The sequence below is a fragment of the Terrimonas sp. genome (assembly GCF_003075435.1).
Classification (GTDB): domain Bacteria; phylum Bacteroidota; class Bacteroidia; order Chitinophagales; family Chitinophagaceae; genus Agriterribacter.
Map to the genome: position 1 here is coordinate 499824 of NZ_QCZJ01000001.1, position 22555 is coordinate 522378.

Annotated in this window: 18 protein-coding genes; 6 read left to right on the top strand and 12 right to left on the bottom strand. The window is 39.2% G+C overall.

Going from position 1 to position 22555, the window contains the following annotated elements:
- Positions 1-9: 9 nt before the first annotated feature.
- Both DC498_RS02055 and rbfA read right to left on the bottom strand, forming a co-directional pair.
- Positions 10-1230, bottom strand: coding sequence for an FtsX-like permease family protein (locus DC498_RS02055; RefSeq protein WP_116872438.1), 1221 nt, complete (start codon positions 1228-1230; stop codon positions 10-12).
- A gap of 110 nt (positions 1231-1340) precedes the next feature.
- Positions 1341-1718 (bottom strand): 30S ribosome-binding factor RbfA, encoded by a 378-nt coding sequence (gene rbfA, locus DC498_RS02060; protein ID WP_116872439.1) that lies wholly within the window; start codon positions 1716-1718, stop codon positions 1341-1343.
- Positions 1719-1781: 63 nt separating this feature from the next.
- On the opposite strand from rbfA, the gene DC498_RS02065 reads away from it, so the two are divergent.
- The 3 genes from DC498_RS02065 (at position 1782) to DC498_RS02075 (ending at position 5405) form a co-directional block, all read left to right on the top strand.
- Positions 1782-3605: an ABC transporter ATP-binding protein gene (locus tag DC498_RS02065; RefSeq protein ID WP_116872440.1), complete on the top strand. Its 1824-nt coding sequence runs from the start codon at positions 1782-1784 to the stop codon at positions 3603-3605.
- 481 nt (positions 3606-4086) lie between these two features.
- Positions 4087-4944, top strand: a complete 858-nt coding sequence (nadC, locus tag DC498_RS02070) for a carboxylating nicotinate-nucleotide diphosphorylase (protein WP_116872441.1) — start codon at positions 4087-4089, stop codon at positions 4942-4944.
- A 119-nt stretch (positions 4945-5063) separates the two neighbouring features.
- Positions 5064-5405 carry a translation initiation factor gene (locus DC498_RS02075; protein ID WP_116872442.1) on the top strand — a complete coding sequence of 114 codons (342 nt, stop codon included), beginning with the start codon at positions 5064-5066 and terminating at the stop codon, positions 5403-5405.
- Between the two features lie 1152 nt (positions 5406-6557).
- Here the strand turns inward: DC498_RS02075 and DC498_RS02085 are convergent.
- The 5 genes from DC498_RS02085 to DC498_RS02105 form a co-directional block, all read right to left on the bottom strand.
- Positions 6558-7838: a Gfo/Idh/MocA family protein gene (locus tag DC498_RS02085; protein ID WP_116872444.1), complete on the bottom strand. Its 1281-nt coding sequence runs from the start codon at positions 7836-7838 to the stop codon at positions 6558-6560.
- 134 nt (positions 7839-7972) lie between these two features.
- A complete protein-coding gene (locus tag DC498_RS02090) occupies positions 7973-9814 on the bottom strand; it encodes a tetratricopeptide repeat-containing sensor histidine kinase (protein ID WP_116872445.1) in 1842 nt (613 codons plus the stop codon).
- Positions 9815-9940: 126 nt separating this feature from the next.
- The gene (locus DC498_RS02095) at positions 9941-11518 is read right to left on the bottom strand and encodes a DUF1501 domain-containing protein (RefSeq protein WP_116872446.1); all 1578 of its coding nucleotides are present in this window, start codon (positions 11516-11518) and stop codon (positions 9941-9943) included.
- Between the two features lie 34 nt (positions 11519-11552).
- Positions 11553-13223, bottom strand: coding sequence for a DUF1800 domain-containing protein (locus tag DC498_RS02100; protein ID WP_116872447.1), 1671 nt, complete (start codon positions 13221-13223; stop codon positions 11553-11555).
- Positions 13224-13416: 193 nt separating this feature from the next.
- Positions 13417-14595, bottom strand: a complete 1179-nt coding sequence (locus tag DC498_RS02105) for an acetyl-CoA C-acyltransferase (RefSeq protein ID WP_116872448.1) — start codon at positions 14593-14595, stop codon at positions 13417-13419.
- A gap of 108 nt (positions 14596-14703) precedes the next feature.
- Here DC498_RS02105 and DC498_RS02110 point away from each other — a divergent pair, with 108 nt between their 5' ends.
- Entirely contained in the window at positions 14704-15759 is a 1056-nt protein-coding gene (locus tag DC498_RS02110) for a quinone-dependent dihydroorotate dehydrogenase (RefSeq protein WP_116872449.1), read from the top strand.
- Between the two features lie 275 nt (positions 15760-16034).
- On the opposite strand, the gene DC498_RS02115 is transcribed toward DC498_RS02110, so the two are convergent.
- From DC498_RS02115 to DC498_RS02130, 4 genes are all read right to left on the bottom strand, one after another.
- Entirely contained in the window at positions 16035-16547 is a 513-nt protein-coding gene (locus DC498_RS02115; RefSeq protein ID WP_116872450.1) for a ribosome maturation factor RimM, read from the bottom strand.
- A 76-nt stretch (positions 16548-16623) separates the two neighbouring features.
- On the bottom strand, positions 16624-17055 hold the full coding sequence (gene rpsP, locus DC498_RS26725; protein WP_116872582.1) for a 30S ribosomal protein S16: 432 nt from the start codon (positions 17053-17055) through the stop codon (positions 16624-16626).
- 104 nt (positions 17056-17159) lie between these two features.
- Positions 17160-18479: a signal recognition particle protein gene (gene ffh, locus DC498_RS02125; protein WP_116872451.1), complete on the bottom strand. Its 1320-nt coding sequence runs from the start codon at positions 18477-18479 to the stop codon at positions 17160-17162.
- 103 nt (positions 18480-18582) lie between these two features.
- On the bottom strand, positions 18583-19458 hold the full coding sequence (locus DC498_RS02130) for a sigma-70 family RNA polymerase sigma factor (RefSeq protein WP_240627819.1): 876 nt from the start codon (positions 19456-19458) through the stop codon (positions 18583-18585).
- 284 nt (positions 19459-19742) lie between these two features.
- Between DC498_RS02130 and DC498_RS02135 the strand changes: the two genes are divergently transcribed.
- The gene (locus tag DC498_RS02135; protein ID WP_116872452.1) at positions 19743-20123 is read left to right on the top strand and encodes an START-like domain-containing protein; all 381 of its coding nucleotides are present in this window, start codon (positions 19743-19745) and stop codon (positions 20121-20123) included.
- A gap of 5 nt (positions 20124-20128) precedes the next feature.
- On the opposite strand, the gene DC498_RS02140 is transcribed toward DC498_RS02135, so the two are convergent.
- Positions 20129-20725: a hypothetical protein gene (locus DC498_RS02140; protein ID WP_116872453.1), complete on the bottom strand. Its 597-nt coding sequence runs from the start codon at positions 20723-20725 to the stop codon at positions 20129-20131.
- A 40-nt stretch (positions 20726-20765) separates the two neighbouring features.
- Here DC498_RS02140 and DC498_RS02145 point away from each other — a divergent pair, with 40 nt between their 5' ends.
- A complete protein-coding gene (locus DC498_RS02145; protein ID WP_116872454.1) occupies positions 20766-22334 on the top strand; it encodes an LptF/LptG family permease in 1569 nt (522 codons plus the stop codon).
- Positions 22335-22555: the final 221 nt, after the last annotated feature.

Consider the following 22555-nt stretch of genomic DNA (forward strand, 5'->3'; position numbering starts at 1 on the left):
TATGGCTGCTTAGTTCCTTAACTCAAATGGCTGTTGGGCGGCACGCCTGGCAGGAAACCACGAAGCAATTGCAGCGATCAGGAAAACAGTTGCAGCTACAATCACAAAATCCATGAAAACCAGCTTAACAGGATAATAATCAATAATAAACGACGCCCCTTCCAATGGTATCATTTTAAAATTTAACTGTAAGAAGATTAGCAATAATGCGAGCAACATTCCCGCAAATGCACCAATAAAAGCCAGCAATACGCCCTCACTCAAAAAAACGCTCTGTATCCAGCTTTTATCTGCACCCATTGATTGAAGAATCTGTATATCCTTCTGCTTTTCCAAAACAAGCATACTCAGTGCGCCTACCATATTGAACGAAGCTATAATAAGCACCAGGATAAATATGCCGTAGATCACATATTTTTCTACGCGCATTACAGTATAGAGGCTACTGTTCTGCTCATGCCTTGTTTGCACCTGGTATGCCTTGCCCAGCAATTGCTGTATCCTTTTCTTCACAATATTTTCCTCGCCTCCTTTAGTAATCGCAATTTCTGCAGAAGAATATTCATCAGGCTTAAACTGCATAGATTGTTTTACAAAATCGATGTTGGTCAACACATATTTATTGTCAAACTCCTGCTGAACTGCAAATGCACCAAAAGGCATGATATGCCCTTCACTAAAAGCTGACAAAGGATCGCTGGTAATGGTTGCGCCTTTAACCGGCAGGTAAATAACAAGCTTGCCAACACTTCTGTCGCTTAGTACTGCAACAGCATTTTCAATACCCACGCCAAGCACCGCGCCGGGATTTTCAGTATCTCCCAAAAAATATTTTCCCCTCACCATTCCCTGCTCAATACTTGTAACATGTGTATAGCTGGTATCAACTCCTTTAAGATCTACAATAGTGCTGTAATCTTCATTTTGTAACCATGCTTTTTCTTCCGCTGTCAGCGAAATTGTTTTCACACCTTCTACATTTTTAAGAGAATGTATTTGTGCGGGAGTGAGCTCAATTGTTTTTCCTGATGCTGCGGATATTTTTACATCTGTATAAAAAGTAGTGTATAACGATTTTACAAGATCTTCAAAGCCATTAAATGCGCTCCATAATACCAGCAAAGCCGTTGTGGCAAATGCAATAGCCACTACACTCACCCATGCAATAATATTTATAGCATTGGTTGATTTTTTAGCTTTAAAATAACGCCAGGCAAAGTTGAGATACAAGTGTGTATATTTTATGTGGAAGGTTTGTGGTTTGTAGTTTGGGGTTTGTGGTGTAGGGTGGAAGGTGGAAGGTATTCTTACCCTAAGCCTTATACCTTACGCCATTTACCTTATTCCCCGCTTTCTTTCTTTTCGTCTTCTTCCTTTATCTTTTTAAATAATGCTTCCATTTTAAAAACATGTTCAAGCGTATCATCTGCAAAAAACTTCAGTTCGGGTATACGGCGCAGTTGGTGCTTCACCCTTTCTGTTAAAGCTTTTTTAATTTCCCACTGCCTGTCTTCAATCTTTTTCAGCGCAGCTTCCACATCTTTGATCTGGAAAAAGCTAAGATAAATTCTTGCTTCCAGCAGGTCGGGTGTTACTTTTACGGATGAAATGGATACCATTCCTCCATCCATCATTCCAAGCCCCAATCGTTGAAATATTTCGTTAAATTCTTCATACAAAAGCCCGGCTACCTGCTTTTGCCGTTTTCCTTCCATCATATCATTCAGGTTTTGTGGCCGTAAATTTAGTTACTTTGCCGTTTAATTTACGATTAAACACGAATGAAGAAGTTTTCGAGGATTTTTAAATACATAGGCAGGTATTCAGACAAGTTGTTGCTATATTTTATTTTCACCCTGCTGGCTACCGTATTTGGTGTGGTTTCCATTGCAATGCTCACCCCTTTTTTTGATTTGATATTCAGACCTGAAGCTACCGGCAACCAGATTTTGAGTGATAACAAGGTAATAGCTTATATCAACAAAATTCTCTTACATATTATTGAAACAAGAGGAGGAATAGCAGGGCGAATGGCAGCATTAACCGCCATATGTGGCTTTTTAATTGTTGCCATAGTTTTAAAAAATCTATTTCTGTATTTATCCAACCTGCTGTCGGCGCCTATCCGCAGCGCTGTAATAACAGAACTTAGGGCCGATCTGTACGATAAGATACTCCTGCTGCCGGTTGGCTATTTTACCGAAAAGAGAAAGGGAGATATCATGTCGAGAATGACAAACGACATCAGTGAAATAGAAGGCTCTATCGTAGGCACATTAGAGGGACTTATAAAAGACCCCATTACGGTATTGGGATATCTTATATTCCTGGTCATCATCTCTCCGGCGTTATCGCTTTTTTTACTTATTCTATTGCCTGTTACAGGTTTCTTAATCGGCAGAATAAGCAGGAAGCTGAAACGTCAGTCGCAGGATGCCGCTATAAAGCTGGGAGAAAGCTTATCTATTTTAGACGAAACACTTGGAGGCCTTAGAGTGATTAAAGCCTTTATGGCTGAAAAATTATTGCGCAACAAATTCTTTACCATAAACGATGAGCTTTTCAGGCTCAGGAAGAATATGGCTGCGCGGCGTGATTTAGCCAGTCCTTTAACTGAGGTACTGGGAGTGATTGTATTGTGCGTGATATTATATTTTGGCGGACGACTGGTATTGGAAAGCGGCGGCAAAGGTTTGGCTGCAAGCGAACTATTGGCATATATCGCCTCTTTTGCATTGATCATTAACCCGGCTAAAAATATTTCCACGTCGTTTTTTAATATACAAAGGGGTGCCGCCGCATTGGAGCGCGTGGAAGATGTGCTAAATGCAAAGATCACTGTATTAGATAAACCTTCAGGCAAACAACTTGATACATTTAACAGTAAAATAGAACTGCGCAATGTAAGCTTCAGCTATGATGATATTTCCATTCTTAAAAACATTAATCTTATTATTGAAAAAGGAAAAACACTGGCATTGGTTGGCTCTTCCGGCTCTGGCAAATCTACCCTTGCAGATCTTATTCCAAGATTTCACGATGCCACTTCCGGAGAAGTACTGATCGATGGTGTGAATATTAAAGATTATGCACTTTCCTCAGTGCGTCAGCATATAAGCATTGTAACACAGGAACCTATCCTGTTTAATGACACTATCGCAGCCAATATTGCATTAGGTGCACCTGGCGCAGCTATGGCTGATATTGAGCATGCAGCTAAAATTGCTAATGCGTACGATTTCATCAGCAAGAAGGAAGACGCATTTCAATATAATATCGGTGATCGTGGAACAAAACTGAGTGGAGGAGAAAGACAACGATTAACTATAGCAAGAGCTGTTTTAAAAAACCCTCCGATTCTCATTTTAGATGAAGCAACTTCATCTTTGGATACCGAAAGCGAACGTTTGGTACAGGATGCTATCAATAATCTGATGGAAGACAGAACTTCTATTGTGATTGCGCACCGGCTTTCAACCGTAAGACATGCAGACGAAATAATTGTTTTGCAGAAGGGTGAAATTGCGGAAAGAGGTACACATGATGCACTGATTGCGCTGAATGGCATTTACCGGAAACTGGTAGAAATGCAGGAAGTTAAATAACAAAAAACCGGTACTGGTATACCGGTTTAATTATTTTACTATGCATCATTTCTGGTCAGTGGGGTTGTTATTGCTATACTGCTTGGCCTGTTCTGGACTGAGTTCTCATAAATATTGGAATAAAGGTTGTGATGTTCTTCTCATGGATATGGATTTTACTAAAAGGGTAGTTCAGGGATTAAGGATTTTCAGTTTTCATAGTTATCGGGTACGGATTAAAAGCGGACCAGCTTTCTCAAGGTTGTGATTTGTTTTCCCAGGTTTGGATTTTCGGGTTCATAGGTGCTTCGTTTTTCAGGATCTGGATTGTGTTATCAACGTTGACAATACAAAGATGTTCAATATTTCAGTCCCTTAAAACTATATTCGGCACGTTACAGTTTTTCTTAGATTTTTGGATGAAATTTTTCGATCAGCTGACAGCCGATAGCTGATAGCCCATAGCTATTCCTCCTTCCTGTAAATGCATTAGCTTTACCAAATGATAACTACATACGAACAGGCATTACATAAGCTGATCAAAAATGCATTGGAGGAAGATATAGGCGATGGAGATCATTCAACGCTAAGCTGTATATCACCAGATACAAAGGGAAAAGCTGTTCTGAAAATTAAGGAAGACGGTATTCTTGCAGGTGTAGAGGTAGCGGAAAAAATATTCCGGTTCATGGAGCCGGAAGTGACATTCACAGCTTATAAAAAAGATGGTGATACAATGAAGTTTGGCGAGATTGCTTTTGAAGTGGAAGCAAAAGTATACACCATATTGCAATGCGAAAGACTTGTGCTGAATTGTATGCAGCGTATGAGCGGCATTGCATCTCTTACCCGGAAATACGTTGATAAGATAAAAGGCTGCCGTACCAGGGTACTGGATACCCGGAAAACCACACCTAATTTTCGTTTGCTTGAAAAAGAAGCTGTTCGCATTGGCGGAGGCTTAAATCACCGCATGGGTTTATATGATATGATCATGCTCAAGGATAATCATATTGATTACAGCGGTGGTATTGAAAAAGCATTGGATAAAGCTTACAATTATGTGCAGCAAAAAAAACCTGAGTTAAAAATAGAAGTAGAAACAAGAACGCTTGAAGATGTTAAGAAAGTGGTTGCATCAGGAAAAGCAGACAGGATTATGCTTGATAATTTTAAACCGGAGCAAATAACAGAAGCATTAAAGATTATTGATGGTAAGTTTGAAACGGAAGCCAGCGGAGGCATTAATCTTGATAATGTAAAAGCTTATGCTGAAACCGGGGTAGACTATGTGAGTATAGGCGCGGTTATCCATCATGCGGTGAGCGCGGATCTTAGTCTTAAAGCGATGATTGTATAGGCGTATGGACGGTTAGCTATTAGCTGTCAGCTATCAGCCGTCAGCCGTCAGTAGAACCCGCAACTTGCAACCTGAAACTTGTACCCTGTAACCTAAAACGCCCAACAAAACCATCCACTATGTCTAAAAAAAATAAGCCAGATAAACAAGGGTATATATACAGCACAGATCCTTCTTTCTCTTTTGAACAGGAAGAAAAAGATACAGCCACATTACCTCCTGCTCAGCAACCATTGCGTGTAATACTTGATACCAAACATCGTGCAGGCAAGGCTGTTACTATTGTATATGGATTTAAAGGTAATGATGATGACCTTGAAGCACTGGGAAAAAAACTAAAAGGCTATTGTGGCACCGGTGGTTCCGTAAAGGATGAAGAAATTATCATTCAGGGGGATCAGCGGGATAAAGTGTTGCAATGGCTGCAAAAAAATGACTACAGAAAAGCTGCAAGGGTATAGGGATATTTTTACCATATTGCACTGCATATAATAACATAAAAAACGGGAAGCATTCTGCTTCCCGAAATTTTTTTTAGAGGACAGTCTCGCGTTTTTCACAGGTGGTCTTCATTACATTTTACGGTGTTTTTCATCGTTTGGCTTTCACAGGATCGACTGGTTCTCCACAAGGAATTGAATTGTTTTTCTTTAGCATACCGGATTAATCATAATACATTTAAAGGATAAGGAAAGGATATAGACTGATCTGGTTTTCATAGATATTGAAACAGGTTTTCAAGGATGCTAATGGATTATACTTCACAGGTTATTGGTGTTATTCAAAGGATATGCTCTGATCGGTTTTACAGAATTTACATAAGAACTTTCGGCTTTTCATAGTATCGCGTTTTTCACAGGTGGTTTATTATTAGTAATGCACGGAGATGTTTATGTAACCTGTTTCAGCAATTTTTTTTCACAACTAGAAATACTTTGATGTAGATCAATGCCATGGCGGTTATTTCATGTTATTCTTATATATTGGTTGATATATGATATTGTAAAAGCCGGAAAATTGCTAAAAAAAACAGGAGAAGGCCTGTTAAAGCACTCTCCTGGTTATGGTATTTTAATGGCAGCCTTGCTTTTTAATCCATCAACTTATGTATCCTGGTTTAATACATGTACAAGATGGATATAAAAGTAGAGTTTACAGATTGCAACGGCTTTACGAAAAAAAATTAATCAGGGTAATCACAGGTTGCCGGGCAGCATGCAGTAACGCTTAAAATACCAGGCAGCAATAATATTTGCTGCCTGGTCACAATGCGTTTATTTACATAAAGGTTAAAAGCGCATCGGTCTTCAACGGATTTGGATACTTCAGATCAGGGGTACGGAAATTAAATTTGTCATTAATAATACGCAGAAACGGCATTTAATGATATAAACCATCATTCGATAATCTCGTACTTTTTTTACTACAGCTTATCAAAAATCACTTAATGAAAATAAAGTTTAGCAAGTAAGTGTTTCTTCTTGTATTCAATATTGACAAATAAGGTGGTTCGGAGCCTTTACAAAGCAAAAAGTGCAAAGCATTTTGTAATTGCCTTGCACCATAAAACGAAGGAATTCAGCAGATAAGTTCTGCAACAAAATGAAAATATCTTAAAAATCATTGAAATTCCAGGGAGCCCGGAAGGGCCGCGAGATCATAATATTTGCGAACTCATCATCGAACTTCTCTTTTGCGGGATCCCATTTCAGGGGTCGTTGTAATTCATAGGCGATATTTACCGCATTACAAACTGTGGCTGTACGATGACCAATTTCTACATCAGCAACAGGTAATATTCTTTTTTTAATACAATTAATCCAATCCTGGTGATGGTTATCACTAAAATATACTTTCTTCTCCGTAGGTTTTATTTGTATTGTTGCGATATTACCAGGTGTGGATCGGATGAAAGATCTTGAGACTTCAATCGTTCCTTTACTACCTATAAATTGTATGGCATTATTCTCTCCCCAGGATTTATGATTTACAATAACACCATTAGCATACTTATAGGAAAGCCCGTTTGTAGCACCCGGGCTAAATGGTGGCGGTATAAAGGCCACTGGACCTGAAGCATCCATATCAAGCGCCCATTGTACTATATCAAACATATGTGCTCCCCAATCTGTAATATACCCACCACCAAAACCGCTGTAGCTACGCCACATAGCCCATGACTCATCTTCTATTGGTGGAGATAATTTTGGATGATATCCCCTGTACATCGATGGGCCAATCCACATGTTCCAATCAAGATAATCCGGAACAGGCATAGCGGGCAGATCGCATTGTTTCACAGGCTCCCCTACTGATACATTAATTTCTCTTACATCCCCTATATACCCGTTACGAACCAATTCGCTTGCCTGCCTGAAATTATATTGCGAACGCTGCATACTGCCGGTTTGCAGAATTCTCTTATACTTTCTTGTAGCATTTACCATGGCCCTGCCTTCTGCTATAGTTAAAGCAAGCGGCTTTTCGCAATAAATATCTTTCCCTGCTTTGGCAGCGTCAACAGCTACCTGTGCATGCCAATGATCCGGAGTAGCCACTACAACCGCATCAATATCTTTTCGCTTCAGCAACTCACGGTAATCTGCAAACGCTGTTACTTCAGCAGACTTCTTTGCAGCATTTTCTGTTTTTGCAAGTCCGGTAAAAAGCTCGAGTTTCTTTTTGTCTACATCACATGCGGCAACCGTTATTGTTTCAGCAAGTTTCGACATACCTTTCAACAAGCCCCTGGCCTGCTTGCCAACTCCGATAAATCCGAGATTAATATGATCATTAGGAGCAATATATCCTTTACCTCCTAATACATGCCGGGGCACAATCGTAAATGCCGCGGCACTTAATAAAGTGGTTTTAATAAAGTCTTTTCTGCGCATGAAGAATAATTTGAGATTGAGTATTAAATATAAAGAGAATATTCATACTCCTGCAATCCTTATTTTAAAGGTTGTTATACTACAAGAACGATCATCCGAAATGTTGTTGTAATTGAGATATGCCTTACTTACTCTTATTTAGGCAATGAAACGGTAAATGTGCTTCCTGTGTCCAACTTGCTTTCACAGAAAATTTTGCCGTTTAATTCGTCCACCAGTCGCTTTACTATTGATAAGCCCAGCCCGGTTGAATATTCCCCTTCTGTAGGCATGGAAGAAATTTTCCCATATTTGCTAAACAGGTACGGAATATCCTCTGCAGATATTCCAACGCCTTCATCACTAACGCTGATGATAACATGATTATCTGTTTCTTTAAGATTTAACCTGACCTTTTTACCTCTTGGAGAGAACTTTATTGCATTAGAAAGCAGGTTCTCGCAAATCCTGCGCAGCATATAGCGATCACACATAAACTGTGTTCCACCCGTTTCATTTTCATAAATGATCTCAATTTCCTTTTGCCGGGCTTGTGGCTCATACGCACTAACCATATCTTCCAGGAACGCACTTAAATTCAGAAATTCAAGATTCATCGGGCGGTTTATTTCCTGTTTTTCTATATGCAGGATATTATGGATAAGAAGTTCTCCATTATCTGCAGAAGACTGGATACGATAAAGCGCTTTTTTTTGCAGTTCGGTAAAATTAGAAATATTTGATTGCAATATCTGGGTCCACATTTTGATGCTGGTGAAAGGCCCACTCAAATCATGCGACACAACACTGATCAGCGAATTTTTTTCACTATTGAACTGAGAAAGTTTTTCATTTTGCTTTTGTATCAATGCATTCCGCTTTTGCAACTGCTCATTTTTTCGCTTCACCAGCCATAAAATAGTTATAGCAAATACAGCAAGCGATGTTACAGCAAGCGCAATAAGTAGCATATTCCGTTTCTGAAATTTCTGCCTGTCTAACTCCAATGTCAATAACTTGTTTTCCTGGCTCTTCTGCTTTACATTAAACCGTTCCTGCAATTCCGCCACGGCATCTATCTTTTTTTGAGAAACCAGTGCGGTATCAAGCGTATACCATTTTGTAAAGGATTCATATGCAGGTTTATATTCTCCCCTGTGTGAAAAATATTTTGCGTATAAAGCATAAACATCTGCCTTCTTCCGTTTTGAATCGATTGCATTTGCCAGCTGTTCAGCAGCATGGAGATATATAGCTGCTGAGTCAAAATTCTTCTTTTCAATATAAACATCAGCAATATTCAAACAATCATACCATTGCATCTCTTTATCTTTATTGGCAAGATTCTTTTTGTAGTTGATCGTAAAATATTGCAACGCTTTATTCCACTGTTTTTTATGAAACCATGCATTACCAATATTGTTGTTAACAGAGCTTACATCAAACATGGGTTTAAATTGCTCTGCTATTTCCTGTGCCTGTTGCAAATATTTTAATGCGCTGTCAGGATAGCCCAGTTTATTATAAATGGAACCGAGATTTGAACTGTTGGTAAAAATAGAGGAAGCCTCTTTCCTGTTTATGGCAAGCTCAAGGGCTAATTCATACAACTCCTTTGTCTTTTCAAATTGATTAATGTTATAGTATGCTATAGCAAGATCGCCTAAAGCAGAAATTTCATATTCCGGCATTTTAAGTTTTCTCGCTTCTTCCAATGACTTGTAATAATAACTGATGGCAGAATCATATTCATTTTTCAACTCATTATATATGCCATTAAGGCGTAGCGACAAAACTGCCCCTTTGTTAAAATTCAGTTCACCCGAGCTTTGCTGGATATACCTGGCATAAAATAATACGGAATCGGATTTTGCTTCATCAAAATCCAGCACCCTGTCATACAAAGCTTTAAGATGAGCAGTATCTTCCTGGGAAAAACTCCTGGAAAATGAGCATAAGAATATTAAAAACAATAAGCCTGTAAATGAACTTTTCATAAGAAAGTTTTAAACCAGGCCTGCTGTTATGCCGGTAACATTTGTGTACATATTGCATAAAGATAAAGAAATGACGATATTAACCTTAATGCAAGGCAACAAAATATAAGATCGATACAGGTATATTTATTTTACTTTCAATATTGGCTTCACCTGCTGCAATGGTCCATTTTGCAATCTGAGGTAGTATACTCCCGGAGCCAATCCTGTACTGTTAAATGGCAAAGTATAAGTGTTCCCGATTTGATCCTTATCTACCAGCACAGTTACTACCCTTCCCATACAATCTATAACCTGCACCAATGTATGCCCTCCCTGTGTAATATACTTAACCGATGTTTGTGAAGTAAATGGATTAGGATAGTTTGATATTAAATTTACACCGGCTTTTTTATTAAGTTCATTTATTCCATTACATGAGCCGTCCTGTATGATTGGCAGTGATTGAAAATTTTTCAGCAGGATTGATTGTAATGCCGATGAATCAGCACAGAACCATTTTTCTAAAACAGAGGCATAAATACTTCTGTAATCATATTGATGAGGAATATTATCATTAACAGAAACATTAGCTGATATGGAAGGGTTACTGCCTAACACTCCGGGCTGTACTTTACTGCCAAAAACAAGCATTGGCGCTGCAACACCGTGGTCTGTTCCCATGCTGTAATTAGATTTAATACGCCTGCCGAATTCAGAAAACGTAAATGAAATCACGCGGTCTTCAATACCTAAAAATGCCAGGTCATCCTGGAACGCTTTTACAGCATCGGATAATTGTTTAAGCAACAATGCATGCTTCCCGGTGGTGGTATCCATTTCTTCTGCCTGCATGGAATGTGTATCAAAACCGGTATAGCTAACCATATATACTCTTGTTTTCAATCCCCCTTTTATAAGCCTTGCAACAATTTTAAGTTGTGCAGCCAGGATATTTCCGTCGGGATAAGGCAATTGCTGCGAAGATTTTGATGCCGCATTTTTTATAGCGCCTGCAAACAATTCTGTTTGTCTCGCTATTTCTCTTATATAGGTTAATTCCTTACCTGCTCTTGTAGCCGGCGCCGGGTCTTTAATATCATCTACTATATTATAAAATGATGTCGGGTTAGAAATACTCATTGCCATACCCATGCCAGGTCCCTGGAAAGTAAGCGATGATACAGAACCAATTTGTATTGCTAAAGGATCAGGCATGGTGGCATTAGGATAGCCACTGGGAAAGTTGGGAAATTCATAGTTGAGATATCGTCCTACCCAACCGCTATCAATAACCTCATCACTATCTGAAGCACTCATCCATATATCAGTTGATCTGAAGTGAGATAAATTGGGCTCAGGATAGCCCGCTGCCTGCACTATAGTAGCCTTACCATTGTTAAATAATTCCTGGATGCCTGTCATTGCCGGATGCAACCCTGTAGCTGCATTGCCCTGGAGTGTAAGTATTTTATTTTCCGGGATTGCAATGTTGGTTCTGGCTTTGTAGTAATTCGAATAATTGTCCCTGGGTATAATCATGTTCAACCCGTCATTACCTCCATTCATTTGTATAATCACCAATACATGATCTGTTTCTGTAGCAAAATTAGTTAAAGAGGTAAGCCACGGGCTTGGTGAAAGTGCTGTAACCGTATGGCCATTTACGAACGAAGGTAAAATGGTTGCTGGTATTGTATTGCGTAAAAAATCTCTGCGTTTCATAGTATTGGATTTTGTATCGGAAAGATCAATGATTTTATGAAAGTTGATATTCAGGCAGCGCCAATAAATATTTATAGAGCTCACTTAAACGGGTATGCACCGTTTGATACGCCATCATATCTGTTGGATTAGCAATATAGGTATTCCATGCATTGGTCCAGTAATAATCATTTGTTTGACCGGTTAAAAGAATTTCTTTCTTTAATTGCTCTTTGATAGTATCAGACAATTGTATCCTGTAAAGCACTGCCAGTGAATCTTCAACCAGCATTTTTGGATCGCCCGGGTTATTTAAAGACCTGGCGAAGGCAACTGAGTCAACCTGCAGAAGAAAATTATTTAAAGTATAACCCGTATTTATCAGCGTATCAGTAAACTGGTTTCGCTTGGGATAAGTGTCATTGTTGATCCACATTTCATGAAATGTGGGTATCTGGTAATATGCCGGCCATCCTGAAACGCTTGGCGGGTCACCCAACTCCTGCTGCATAAGACTGCTAAGCCAGAGAAGTTCGCCACATGCTGCATAGGCAGTAGTATAGTCACTGCCGGGAGGTAGCGCTACCTTCATTTCCCTGCAGGTGCCAACAACAAAATCTACAGGGCTTTTTATAAAACACCCCTGGTTCATTACATCAAAAAAATGTTCACTCTTCAGTAATGCAGACAGTACCGGTGCAATATCCCAGTTATAATTTTGAAGCATTTGTGCAAGCGGAGCGATCACATTTTCTTCAGCAGCCTGGTCTATTTCATAATATACAAACCATTTATACAGTTCCTTCACAATGTATACGGATGCTTCAGCACCTTTACTGAAGATCATGTTGATTAATTCATCCAGCTCTTCCTCTCCCGCTGTACTGCCGCTTTTGCCCTGTATCGTTTTATTATTATAGAAAGAAGAAAAGGTTTTATTACCTGTATCATGGCTGCTTCCGTCAAAGTATGAAGTATTGGAAAGCTCGTCATTTCTCCACCCGGTTAAAACTCTTGCAGCTGCTTTAACATCATCTTCTGTATAGTTAGGATTATTTTCTTTTCCGAGTGTAAACAATTCCTGTAGTTCCCTGGCAAAATTTTCATCCGGTGCATACTTACTGTTATGTTCTCCATTTTGATATACCAGCATTAACGGATCAATAGCTATAGACCTGGCAAGGGCTTTAAAATTACCAAGACAGTTTTGCCTGAGCAAAGTATGATGTTTGTATGCAAAACGCGCATTCTGGGAAGATGCCATCTCCGTAGCAAAATGATTGTGCCAGAACAAGGTCATTTTCTCCCTTATATTCCTTGGTTGATTCAGCAGTATCCCTATCCACCATTTTTTTAGTGATTGTTTTCTTTTTTCTCCAACATCGCTATCCTCGTTATTACTATAAATCCAGGTTGTTCCGGCATCTACATCCGAATCAGGATTTTGCGCGTCACCCGTATCATAATCTTTAAGCGGTGGATCAGGCATAGGAGAAGTAATGGTAAGTAACTCATCAACACATTGCTCCATTGTTTTTTGAGAGAAATATTCAATATCAGGTAAGGTGGCGCCAAACATTGTTCTTTTAAGCAGATGCGCAACTTCGTTTTTTGTCCATGACCCGCTATACTGGTTTAGCCCGGTTGAAGTTCTGCCACTAACTGTATAAGTTGAAACAATATTTTTTTTTGCACGACGCGCCTTTAAAAATGAACGCCTGTCCATAGGATAAGTATTGAATTTAAGTTTTAGCGTTAACCGGTTTCAAAATCACAAAAACGCTGCCAGTAGTTCTATAAAATACAGATCGTTGACATTTGTCAACTGTATACTATCATATTTTGATATTAGTTATCTGCAATAAAAAAAACCGGGCGGGCCCGGTTATACAACTTGATATATGTTTATTTAGTATTTTCTAACCTATGTTTTCGATGATTCCCGCGATCCCCTGTCCACCACCTACGCAGGCGGTTACAATGCCATATTTTTTATTGAGCCTTTTCATATCGTTTACTATCTGAATAGTGAGCTTGCAGCCGGTGCATCCAAGCGGATGTCCTAATGCGATAGCTCCGCCATTAATGTTTACTATCCCAGGGTCTAAATCAAGCTTTCTTATTACAGCAATTGACTGCGATGCGAAAGCTTCATTCAATTCGATCAAATCAATCTGCCCCAGGTTCATGCCTGCCTGTTTCAAAACTTTTGGCACCGCTTCTATAGGACCTATACCCATAACACGCGGAGGCACTCCTGCAGATGCACAGGCGATTAATCTTGCAATAGGTTTTAACCCCAGTTCATTCATCATTTTTTCACCCATCACAATTACAAAAGCGGCGCCATCACTGGTTTGGGAAGAATTACCCGCGGTAACGCTGCCACCGGCAGCAAATACAGGTTTCAATTTTGCCAATACTTCAATGGAGGTGTCAGCACGTGGCCCTTCATCGGTATCAACCACAAAACTTTTGGTTTGCTTCTTCCCTTTATTATCTACATAAACTTCGTCTACGGTTACGGGTAAGATACCGGATTTAAAATATCCATTCTTTATAGCATTAATCGCTTTCTGATGCGAATGATACGAAAACACATCCTGGTCTTCTCGACTCACATTATATTCTTTGGCTACCGCCTCGGCGGTAAGTCCCATGCTCAAATAATAATCAGGGTCATCTTTTGCAATAGAATAAGCCGGTACTGTTTTCCACCCTGCTGTAGGCACAAGGCTCATGCTTTCTGTACCTCCTGCAACTATACAATCTGCCTGGCCAGTTCGTATTTTGGCGGTGGCAATAGCAATGGTCTCTAATCCTGACGCACAATACCTGTTTACTGTCATACCCGGCACTTCAAAACCCAGAGCCCTTGCAGCAATAATCCTACCTACCTGTAAGCCCTGCTCTGCCTCAGGCACAGCGTTCCCCACTATTACATCATCTATTCTTTTAGCCTCTAATTGAGGCACAGAGGCTAACAATCCCTGGATTACTTCTATAGCAAGATCATCCGGGCGGGTAAACCTGAAATTACCTTTCTTGGATTTTCCAACCGCGGTTCTGTAACCGGCAATAATATATGCTTCCTGCATGTGTAAAAATTTAGTTGTTTATGCAACTTTATATCCCAAAGTTAACTATCCCATTTTGCAAAGCAAAATCTGGTAAACATTCGCGCTATTATTACCTTCGCGCCGCATATGTATCAATTACTACGACAAATCCTCTTTTTATTTTCTCCTGAGCGTGCGCATTACTTTTCAATGAACGTATTAAAAGCTGTATGCAGCGTGGGGATATTCAAAAAAATTATCAAAAGTTATTTCAAACCTGCAGGCAATTTAGAAAAGAAGTTGTTTTTTTCTTCTGCCAACAGCACGATCACTTTTTTAAACCCGGTTGGGCTGGGAGCAGGCTTTGACAAAAATGCGAAATATTTAAGAGAGCTGGAAACGCTTGGTTTCGGATTTGTGGAGATAGGAACGGTTACGCCTAAGCCACAAGCCGGAAATGATAAACCCCGGTTATTCAGGCTGCCCAAGGATAAGGCTTTAATTAATCGTATGGGATTTAATAATGATGGTGCTGAAGCTATTGCAGAAAGACTTTCGGAGTGGAGAAGAAAACAATCTTCATCTACGCTTATTATAGGAGGTAATATCGGTAAAAATAAAGTTACTCCTAATGAGGATGCATGGAAAGATTATGAAACCTGTTTTTATGCCCTGTTTGATTATGTAGATTATTTTGTGGTTAATGTGAGCTCTCCCAACACACCCGGATTGCGTGAGCTACAGGAAAAAGATTCATTAAAAAAGATTCTTGTAAACCTGCAATCAATCAACAAAACGAAAAATACACCCAAACCTATTTTATTAAAGATAGCGCCTGATTTAACCACAGAACAGATTGATGATGTAGTTGATCTTGCCATAGAAATTCAATTAGATGGTCTGGTAGCAACAAACACCACCATTAGCCGTGATAATTTAAAAACACCTCAAAGTATTATTACGGAAACAGGAAATGGCGGATTGAGTGGAAAGCCTGTTAAAGCAATGTCTACAGCAATTGTGCAATACATTGTGCAAAAAACAGGAAATAAAATACCTGTTATAGGAAGTGGCGGCATATTTAACGGGACAGATGCTGAAGAAAAGCTGCAGGCCGGAGCCTCGTTAATACAGGTATGGACGGGATTTATTTATGAAGGACCGGGAATTGTAAAACAGATCTGCAAACAATTAGCTGGCTAAGGTTTTCTTAATTACTGCCGCTTCAACAGGAGGTTTTGCACTATTCTTTTTTTGAAAACTTTGCAGAGTATGCAGTATGGCAATAGCAGAAATTACCAACAATAAGGTTATCACATTTTTTGTCAAAATACGCTTCATGCCTGTATAGATTGTGAGTTCCTGAAAGCAAATATCGGACTTGTTGCAATACCAATCCCGATATTTATATAAAATTTATTTTAACAATCTTATTCTTTAAAACAAAAAGTCAATCCAGGCGTATTTTCAATAAATCATCAAAGTTCCAGAAGTCCATCCGGTAGGGTAACGTAAATTTTTTTTGTTTTATTATCAATACGCTCTAAAGTTTGTTCGTGCAGCGGTATCAGCTTTTCTTCTCCTTGCATATTTATTTTGCATAATACCTGGTGCGGCATTTCTATTACCTCTATTATCGTTCCAATATTTTTACCGCCATCAATAATCTGGTATCCCAAAAAAGAAATGGGGGCAGATTTTGCTGCGAATTTTTTAAAATCTTCGCTGCTCAACCATACTTCCTTTTGAACAAATTTTCGTGCAGATTCACGTGTATTAATCTGTTCAAGCTGAATATAGGTTTCAGCATCGCTTTTTATACGGGCAGATGAAACAAAATAAGGAAGGAAGGAATCGCCGGCGTCTTCTATAAAAAGCGCTTCTATGCCTTTTAACGATGTTTTTTTACCAAGGCTGTGCTGCAAAATAAGTTCTCCGCTAAGGCTGAAAACAGAAACAAATTTTCCTATTTTGAAATATTCAGATCCCACTGCTTGAATGATTGCTCAACAAAAATGCCTTGTGAAAATACTTTCACAAGGCAAATCAGTTGAAGAAATACTATGTTTAGTTACCTTCTTCTTTTTGTTCAGTCCTTCTTGGAGCCATAGGCTTACGCGGTCTTCTTGCTCTTGCCGCTTCTTCCTGTTTTTTCCTGATGCTGCCTTCATGTTCTTCATGCCATTTCTGGAATTTAGACATTGCAGTAGCTTCATCAAACAAACCGAGGCTTACACCGCGCAATAAATGCTTAAGGTATAATACTCCTTTGTAAGATAAAATCTTACGTACAGTATCAGTTGGCTGGGCTCCTTTTTGCAACCAATCCAATGCTTTTTGTCTGTCTAACTGTACAGCAGTTGGTTGGCCTAATGGATTATAGGTTCCGATCTTCTGGATGAATTTTCCATCCCTTGGCGCACGGGCATCGGCTACCACTATAAAGTAGAAGGGTCTCTTCTTACTCCCGTGACGTTGCAGTCTGATTTTAACAGCCATAAAAAATAAACATTTTAAATGGGTGATTGATAAATTTTTATTCTTTCTAAAGGTTTGCGAAGATATGCCTTGCAAACTATAAATCAAAGTAAAAGTACAAAAAATCAACGTTTTCCAAAACCCATTCTTCCCATCGGCATCTTATTCATCATTTTCATCATTTGTTTCATCTGCTCGAATTGCTTCATAAACTGGTTAACATCTGTCAAATCTTTGCCCGATCCTTTTGCTATCCTGTTTCTGCGGCTTGGGTTTATCACATCCGGGTTTGCCCTTTCATAAGGCGTCATAGAATTGATCATCGCTTCTATTCCTTTAAAAGAGTCATCGCTTACATCAACGTCCTTTATAGCCTTTCCCATACCCGGTATCATACCCATCAGGTCTTTCAGGTTGCCCATTTTCTTTATCTGCTGCAACTGGTCCAGAAAATCCTGGAAATCAAACTGGTTTTTGCGCATTTTCTTCTGCAACCTGGCAGCCTGCGCCTCATCAAACTGCGCCTGGGCTTTTTCTACAAGGGTTGTAATATCACCCATACCCAGAATACGCTGCGCCATCCTTTCGGGATAAAACACATCCAGCGTATCTAATTTTTCGCCGCTACTGATAAACTTAATAGGCTTTTGAACCGTGTATTTAATAGATAATGCTGCCCCGCCACGCGTATCACCATCTAACTTGGTAAGTACAACACCGCTAAAATCCAGTCTTTCATTAAACGCTTTTGCCGTATTCACAGCGTCCTGCCCTGTCATTGAATCCACCACAAAAAGAATTTCCTGTGGCTTAACCGCGGCCTTAATATCAGCTACTTCTGTCATCATCACCTCATCTATAGCCAACCTTCCCGCAGTATCGATGATAACAATGTTTTTGTTTTTGCTCCTTGCTTCTTTAATCGCATTCTGTGCTATTTCAACAGCATTTTTATTGTCAGGCTCGCTATATACATCAACATTGATCTGCCCGCCCAAAACTTTTAGCTGATCAATCGCCGCAGGACGATAAATATCAGCCGCAACCAGCAGCGGCGATTTTCCTTTCTTGTTTTTGAGGTAATTAGCCAGCTTGCCGCTGAAGGTAGTTTTACCACTACCCTGCAGTCCTGCAATAAGCATCACCGCAGGATTGCCTGTTATATTAAATTCGCTCTCCGTACCACCCATCAGTTCCGCCAGTTCATCCTTCACTATCTTAACCATTAACTGACCAGGGCTTACAGCGGTCAGCACCTTTTCGCCCAAAGCTTTGGACTTAACCGTATCTGTAAAATCTTTGGCTATTTTGTAGTTTACGTCCGCATCTACCAGGGCACGCCTGATATCCTTTACCGTATTCGCAATATTCAGTTCATTGATCCTGCCTTCGCCTTTTATCTGCTTAAAGGCCGAATCTAACCGCTCTGACAATGATTCAAACATAGACTTGTTTGTTTATCCGTATTTAAAATAAAAAAGTGAACAAAGGTAAATTGTTCACTTTTAAAATCGTCAGGAAATTATGTAAGGAAAAGAAGCGCAGCGTTTATGTTCCTAAATAGGTTTTAAGCAACTTAGATCTTGACGCTGTTCTTAATTTGGTTATTGCTTTGTCTTTAATCTGCCTTACTCTTTCGCGGGTAAGGTTAAAACGTTCCCCAATATCCTCAAGGCTCATCGGGTTATCTAAACCAATCCCAAAGAAAAACCTGAGCACATCCTGCTGGCGGTCCGTTAATGTATGTAGTGATCTTTCTATTTCCTTTTTTAATGATTCATGATGCGCTATTCTTTCATCAACACTGTCTGCATTGGGATTTGCCATTATATCAACCAATGTTCCATCTTCACCTTCAGACAACGGTGTATCCATACTCACATGTCTTGCAGCAACACCTAATGTAGCTGCAATTTCTTCCGTATCAATTTCAAGCATTTCTGCCAATTCTTCTGCCGAAGGCTCTCTTTCATATTCCTGCTCTAATTGCTGAAATGCTTTATTAATCCTGTTGGTAAGCCCAACCTTATTTAAAGGCAAACGTACAATACGTGATTGTTCTGCCAAAGCCTGCAAAATGCTTTGACGTATCCACCAAACAGCGTATGATATAAACTTAAAGCCTCGTGTTTCATCAAAACGCTGAGCAGCTTTAATAAGACCGAAATTTCCTTCATTAATAAGATCTGGCAGAGACAGCCCCTGGTTTTGATACTGCTTAGCCACAGATACCACAAATCTCAGGTTTGCTTTTGTCAGCCTGTCAAGTGCTTTTTGGTCGCCTTGTTTTATTAATTCTGCCAATCTTACCTCTTCTTCTGAACCAATCAACTCTACACGTCCAATTTCCTGCAGGTACTTTTCCAGACTTTGAGACTCACGATTCGTAATCGATTTCGTGATTTTGAGCTGACGCATACTCATAAAAGAGAATATTTAAGGGGTTTTAAAGAAATCTATAAAGCACGGATTTCAAGCTCTAAAACGCTGGCTACCATTAGATATTGTACCTTAAGCAATTTAAGGAAATAGCAGGTATTAGAAAAAAATATTATTATCTGTGCCTCAACCAGTTTAAAAAAATAAAAGCCCGTGGACTTTTGTTACCTGCTTTTTAGGAAAAAATATTTTATAAAAAACTTTGATGCTTCTATTATTTTTATATTATTGCAAGCCAGCTTAAGCTAGGATAAATTGATTTTTGACAAATGAGTAAGAAACAATTATATACATTAGAATATCCTGTACGTTGCTCGCCTACAATATTATACGAGTTTTTGTCTACCCCGGCGGGTTTACAGGAATGGTTTGCCGATAAAGTGGACGAAAGGGATATGATTTTCAGTTTTACCTGGAAAGATTCTACCGATAAAGCGGAGGTTTTAGAGGGAGAAGAAGACAAGTTTATTCGCTTTCACTGGGAACATGCCCCTAAAGACGAATATTTTGAATTTGGCATTGAAAAATCAGAGGTAACCAACCAAACTATACTGGTAATTAAAGATTTTGCGGAAAAAAGAGATATTGCGGATCAAAGCCGCTTGTGGGATTCGCAGGTTAAAGATTTGTTCCACAGGCTTGGTAACTAACCCGCTCACAAGTTCTGTATGAGGCTGCTGAAGCTTTTTTCAAAGAATTTATCTGCATTACACCACTGCTGTAAGGGATAAAAACGGGCTATTTTCACAAACGGTGTTTTTCTTATCATAAGATTATTCATTTCCCCGGATGTGAGATCAATTACACGCTTATGAGATATTGCTGTTTTGTGATGCAGCCATTCGTCATCGCTTAACTGCAGGTACCAGCTTGAAGGATCACTTTCATTAAGCTTAAAAAACATTGCGGGATCAGCTGGTTTAAATTTCCCTTTCAGGTGAAGGGTTATGCTCAGATCATTTCCCCACCAAAACATAGTTCTTATAGCTAAAACATCTTCCCTGGTAAAAAAACGCGGGTAATCGAGCATAACATAAGGAAGCCCTTTGTAATTTTCGCCGCGTGATATTTTGGGTGAATTTGATGCCGTTTCCTGAGGTAATAAATCTTTGCCGAGCTTCACATAGGTACCGGCAAGTAGCCCAAAAAGACTATAAACCTTTTCAATTATACGGTTCTTTGTTAAAATAAAATCTATATCGGCAGCTAAATTCAGTTCGTTTTCTGAAAACTGTATTTTTGCATCTATCATTGGGTAAAGTTATTACAGCACAAAATAGTAAACCTGGAAAGTGATTAAAAAATTAGACAAGCTTGTTATAAAAGCATTCGTGGGTCCCTTCATTGCCACTTTTTTCATAACCTTATTTGTGCTGGTGCTTCAATTTTTCTGGAAATATATTGATGACCTTGTAGGAAAAGGACTTGACACCATAACCATACTGCAGCTTACCAGCTATGTTACGGCAACTGCGGTCCCCCTGGCTTTACCGCTCGCCGTACTGCTTTCATCAATAATGACCTTTGGAAAACTGGGCGAAAGCTTCGAAACAGTTGCCATTAAATCAGCAGGGATTCCTTTGTTACGATTCATGCGGCCTTTGTTCATTTTCTCTGTTATCATTTCAATGGTTGCATTTCTTTTTTCAAATTATATTATCCCGGTTGCACAGCTAAAGTTTCAAACTTTATTATATGATATTACAGTAGCTAAACCGGCATTCAATCTTAAGGAGGGCGTTTTTTTTAAAGAGTTTGACGGCTATACCATCAAAATCGGTAAAAAGGAAAAGGATAATGTCACTATACATAATATCATCATTTTTGAAAGGAATTACAGCCTGCAGGATAATATAATTGTGGCAGAGCATGGACAAATGAAAATGAGTGATGATAAAAAATTCCTGGAGTTTTACTTACAAAACGGTTGGCGCAATGAAGAAAGAGGACCTTCTTATACTGTAAATACCGACTATTTACGCCTGGGCTTTAAAGAATATAAAAAAGTATTTGACCTTAGCTCCTTTGCTATGATGCGCACCCCCGACAGCCTGTTTAAAGACAATTTCAGAATGCTGAATGTGCGGCAGTTAAATAATGCTATTGACTCTCTTAAAGTGCAGGCCGGAGGCAGAATGTCGAAAAGAATAGAAAGAGAAGTCAGCCTTAATTACACTTTTGTAAAAGATGCTAAGGACTCTTTGAAAAAGCCGCTGCCCCACCCTGTAATTCCCCCGGCGGAAATGGTTGTATACGAAAAAGTTCCGCTCTCCACGCCAATCATTCCCGCAAGATATGATCAGCAAAGAAATGCTATAGGACTGGCATTACAGGCTCCCCCACCCGCTACGTACGATCAGTTGCTGCCAGATTCCGTAAGAAAATCGATAGTAACAAGAGTAATTGATAAAGTAAACAGCTCAAAAAATGCGCTGGATATTATTGCGGCAGACACACAGGCAAAACAAAAAGACCTGCGCTTCCACCTGATTGAATGGCACAGGAAATTTTCGCTTTCATTTGCCTGCGTAGTGCTGTTCCTTATAGGCGCCCCACTCGGCTCTATCATAAGAAAAGGCGGTTTGGGTATGCCGCTGGTTATCGCTGTTATTTTCTTTCTCATTTTTCACCTGCTGAATATGTTTGGAGAAAAATTTGTCAGAGAAGATATTACATCAGCATTTGTGGGAATGTGGTTGTCTACATTGGCATTGTTACCTGTCGGCTTTTTCCTTACATATAAAGCCATGCACGATTCACAATTATTTAATAAAGAATTTTATTACCGCACATTTAAGAAACTACGCTTACTTATTCAAAAATTCAGGAGTAAAAAAGAAGCAACTGCGGCAATGGCTTAAATTGACTCAGCCTTTGTCAGAACCTTCCATAATTTCTATAACGGTCGGACCAACAAAGGCTGATTATGACTTGCAATCGGGAGCAAATATACAGTTCAATATTACATACAACAACATAATTTTTTAAAGAAATGATAAAATAAAAACTGCCCCTCATTTTATGTTTAAACTATATAACAGCGGAAGCTCAGCATCAGGATAAATTTTCAACAATTATAATT

What these genes read in the sequence shown, in the direction of transcription:
- DC498_RS02090 (WP_116872445.1), bottom strand. Translation starts at nt 9,814, where the DNA reads ATGAAAAGTTCATTTACAGGCTTATTGTTTTTAATATTCTTATGCTCA.
- DC498_RS02065 (WP_116872440.1), top strand. Translation starts at nt 1,782, where the DNA reads ATGAAGAAGTTTTCGAGGATTTTTAAATACATAGGCAGGTATTCAGAC.
- DC498_RS02130 (WP_240627819.1), bottom strand. Translation starts at nt 19,458, where the DNA reads ATGAGTATGCGTCAGCTCAAAATCACGAAATCGATTACGAATCGTGAG.
- DC498_RS02110 (WP_116872449.1), top strand. Translation starts at nt 14,704, where the DNA reads ATGTATCAATTACTACGACAAATCCTCTTTTTATTTTCTCCTGAGCGT.
- rbfA (WP_116872439.1), bottom strand. Translation starts at nt 1,718, where the DNA reads ATGATGGAAGGAAAACGGCAAAAGCAGGTAGCCGGGCTTTTGTATGAA.
- DC498_RS02095 (WP_116872446.1), bottom strand. Translation starts at nt 11,518, where the DNA reads ATGAAACGCAGAGATTTTTTACGCAATACAATACCAGCAACCATTTTA.
- DC498_RS02105 (WP_116872448.1), bottom strand. Translation starts at nt 14,595, where the DNA reads ATGCAGGAAGCATATATTATTGCCGGTTACAGAACCGCGGTTGGAAAA.
- nadC (WP_116872441.1), top strand. Translation starts at nt 4,087, where the DNA reads ATGATAACTACATACGAACAGGCATTACATAAGCTGATCAAAAATGCA.
- DC498_RS02135 (WP_116872452.1), top strand. Translation starts at nt 19,743, where the DNA reads ATGAGTAAGAAACAATTATATACATTAGAATATCCTGTACGTTGCTCG.
- DC498_RS02075 (WP_116872442.1), top strand. Translation starts at nt 5,064, where the DNA reads ATGTCTAAAAAAAATAAGCCAGATAAACAAGGGTATATATACAGCACA.
- rpsP (WP_116872582.1), bottom strand. Translation starts at nt 17,055, where the DNA reads ATGGCTGTTAAAATCAGACTGCAACGTCACGGGAGTAAGAAGAGACCC.
- ffh (WP_116872451.1), bottom strand. Translation starts at nt 18,479, where the DNA reads ATGTTTGAATCATTGTCAGAGCGGTTAGATTCGGCCTTTAAGCAGATA.
- DC498_RS02100 (WP_116872447.1), bottom strand. Translation starts at nt 13,223, where the DNA reads ATGGACAGGCGTTCATTTTTAAAGGCGCGTCGTGCAAAAAAAAATATT.
- DC498_RS02085 (WP_116872444.1), bottom strand. Translation starts at nt 7,838, where the DNA reads ATGCGCAGAAAAGACTTTATTAAAACCACTTTATTAAGTGCCGCGGCA.
- DC498_RS02140 (WP_116872453.1), bottom strand. Translation starts at nt 20,725, where the DNA reads ATGATAGATGCAAAAATACAGTTTTCAGAAAACGAACTGAATTTAGCT.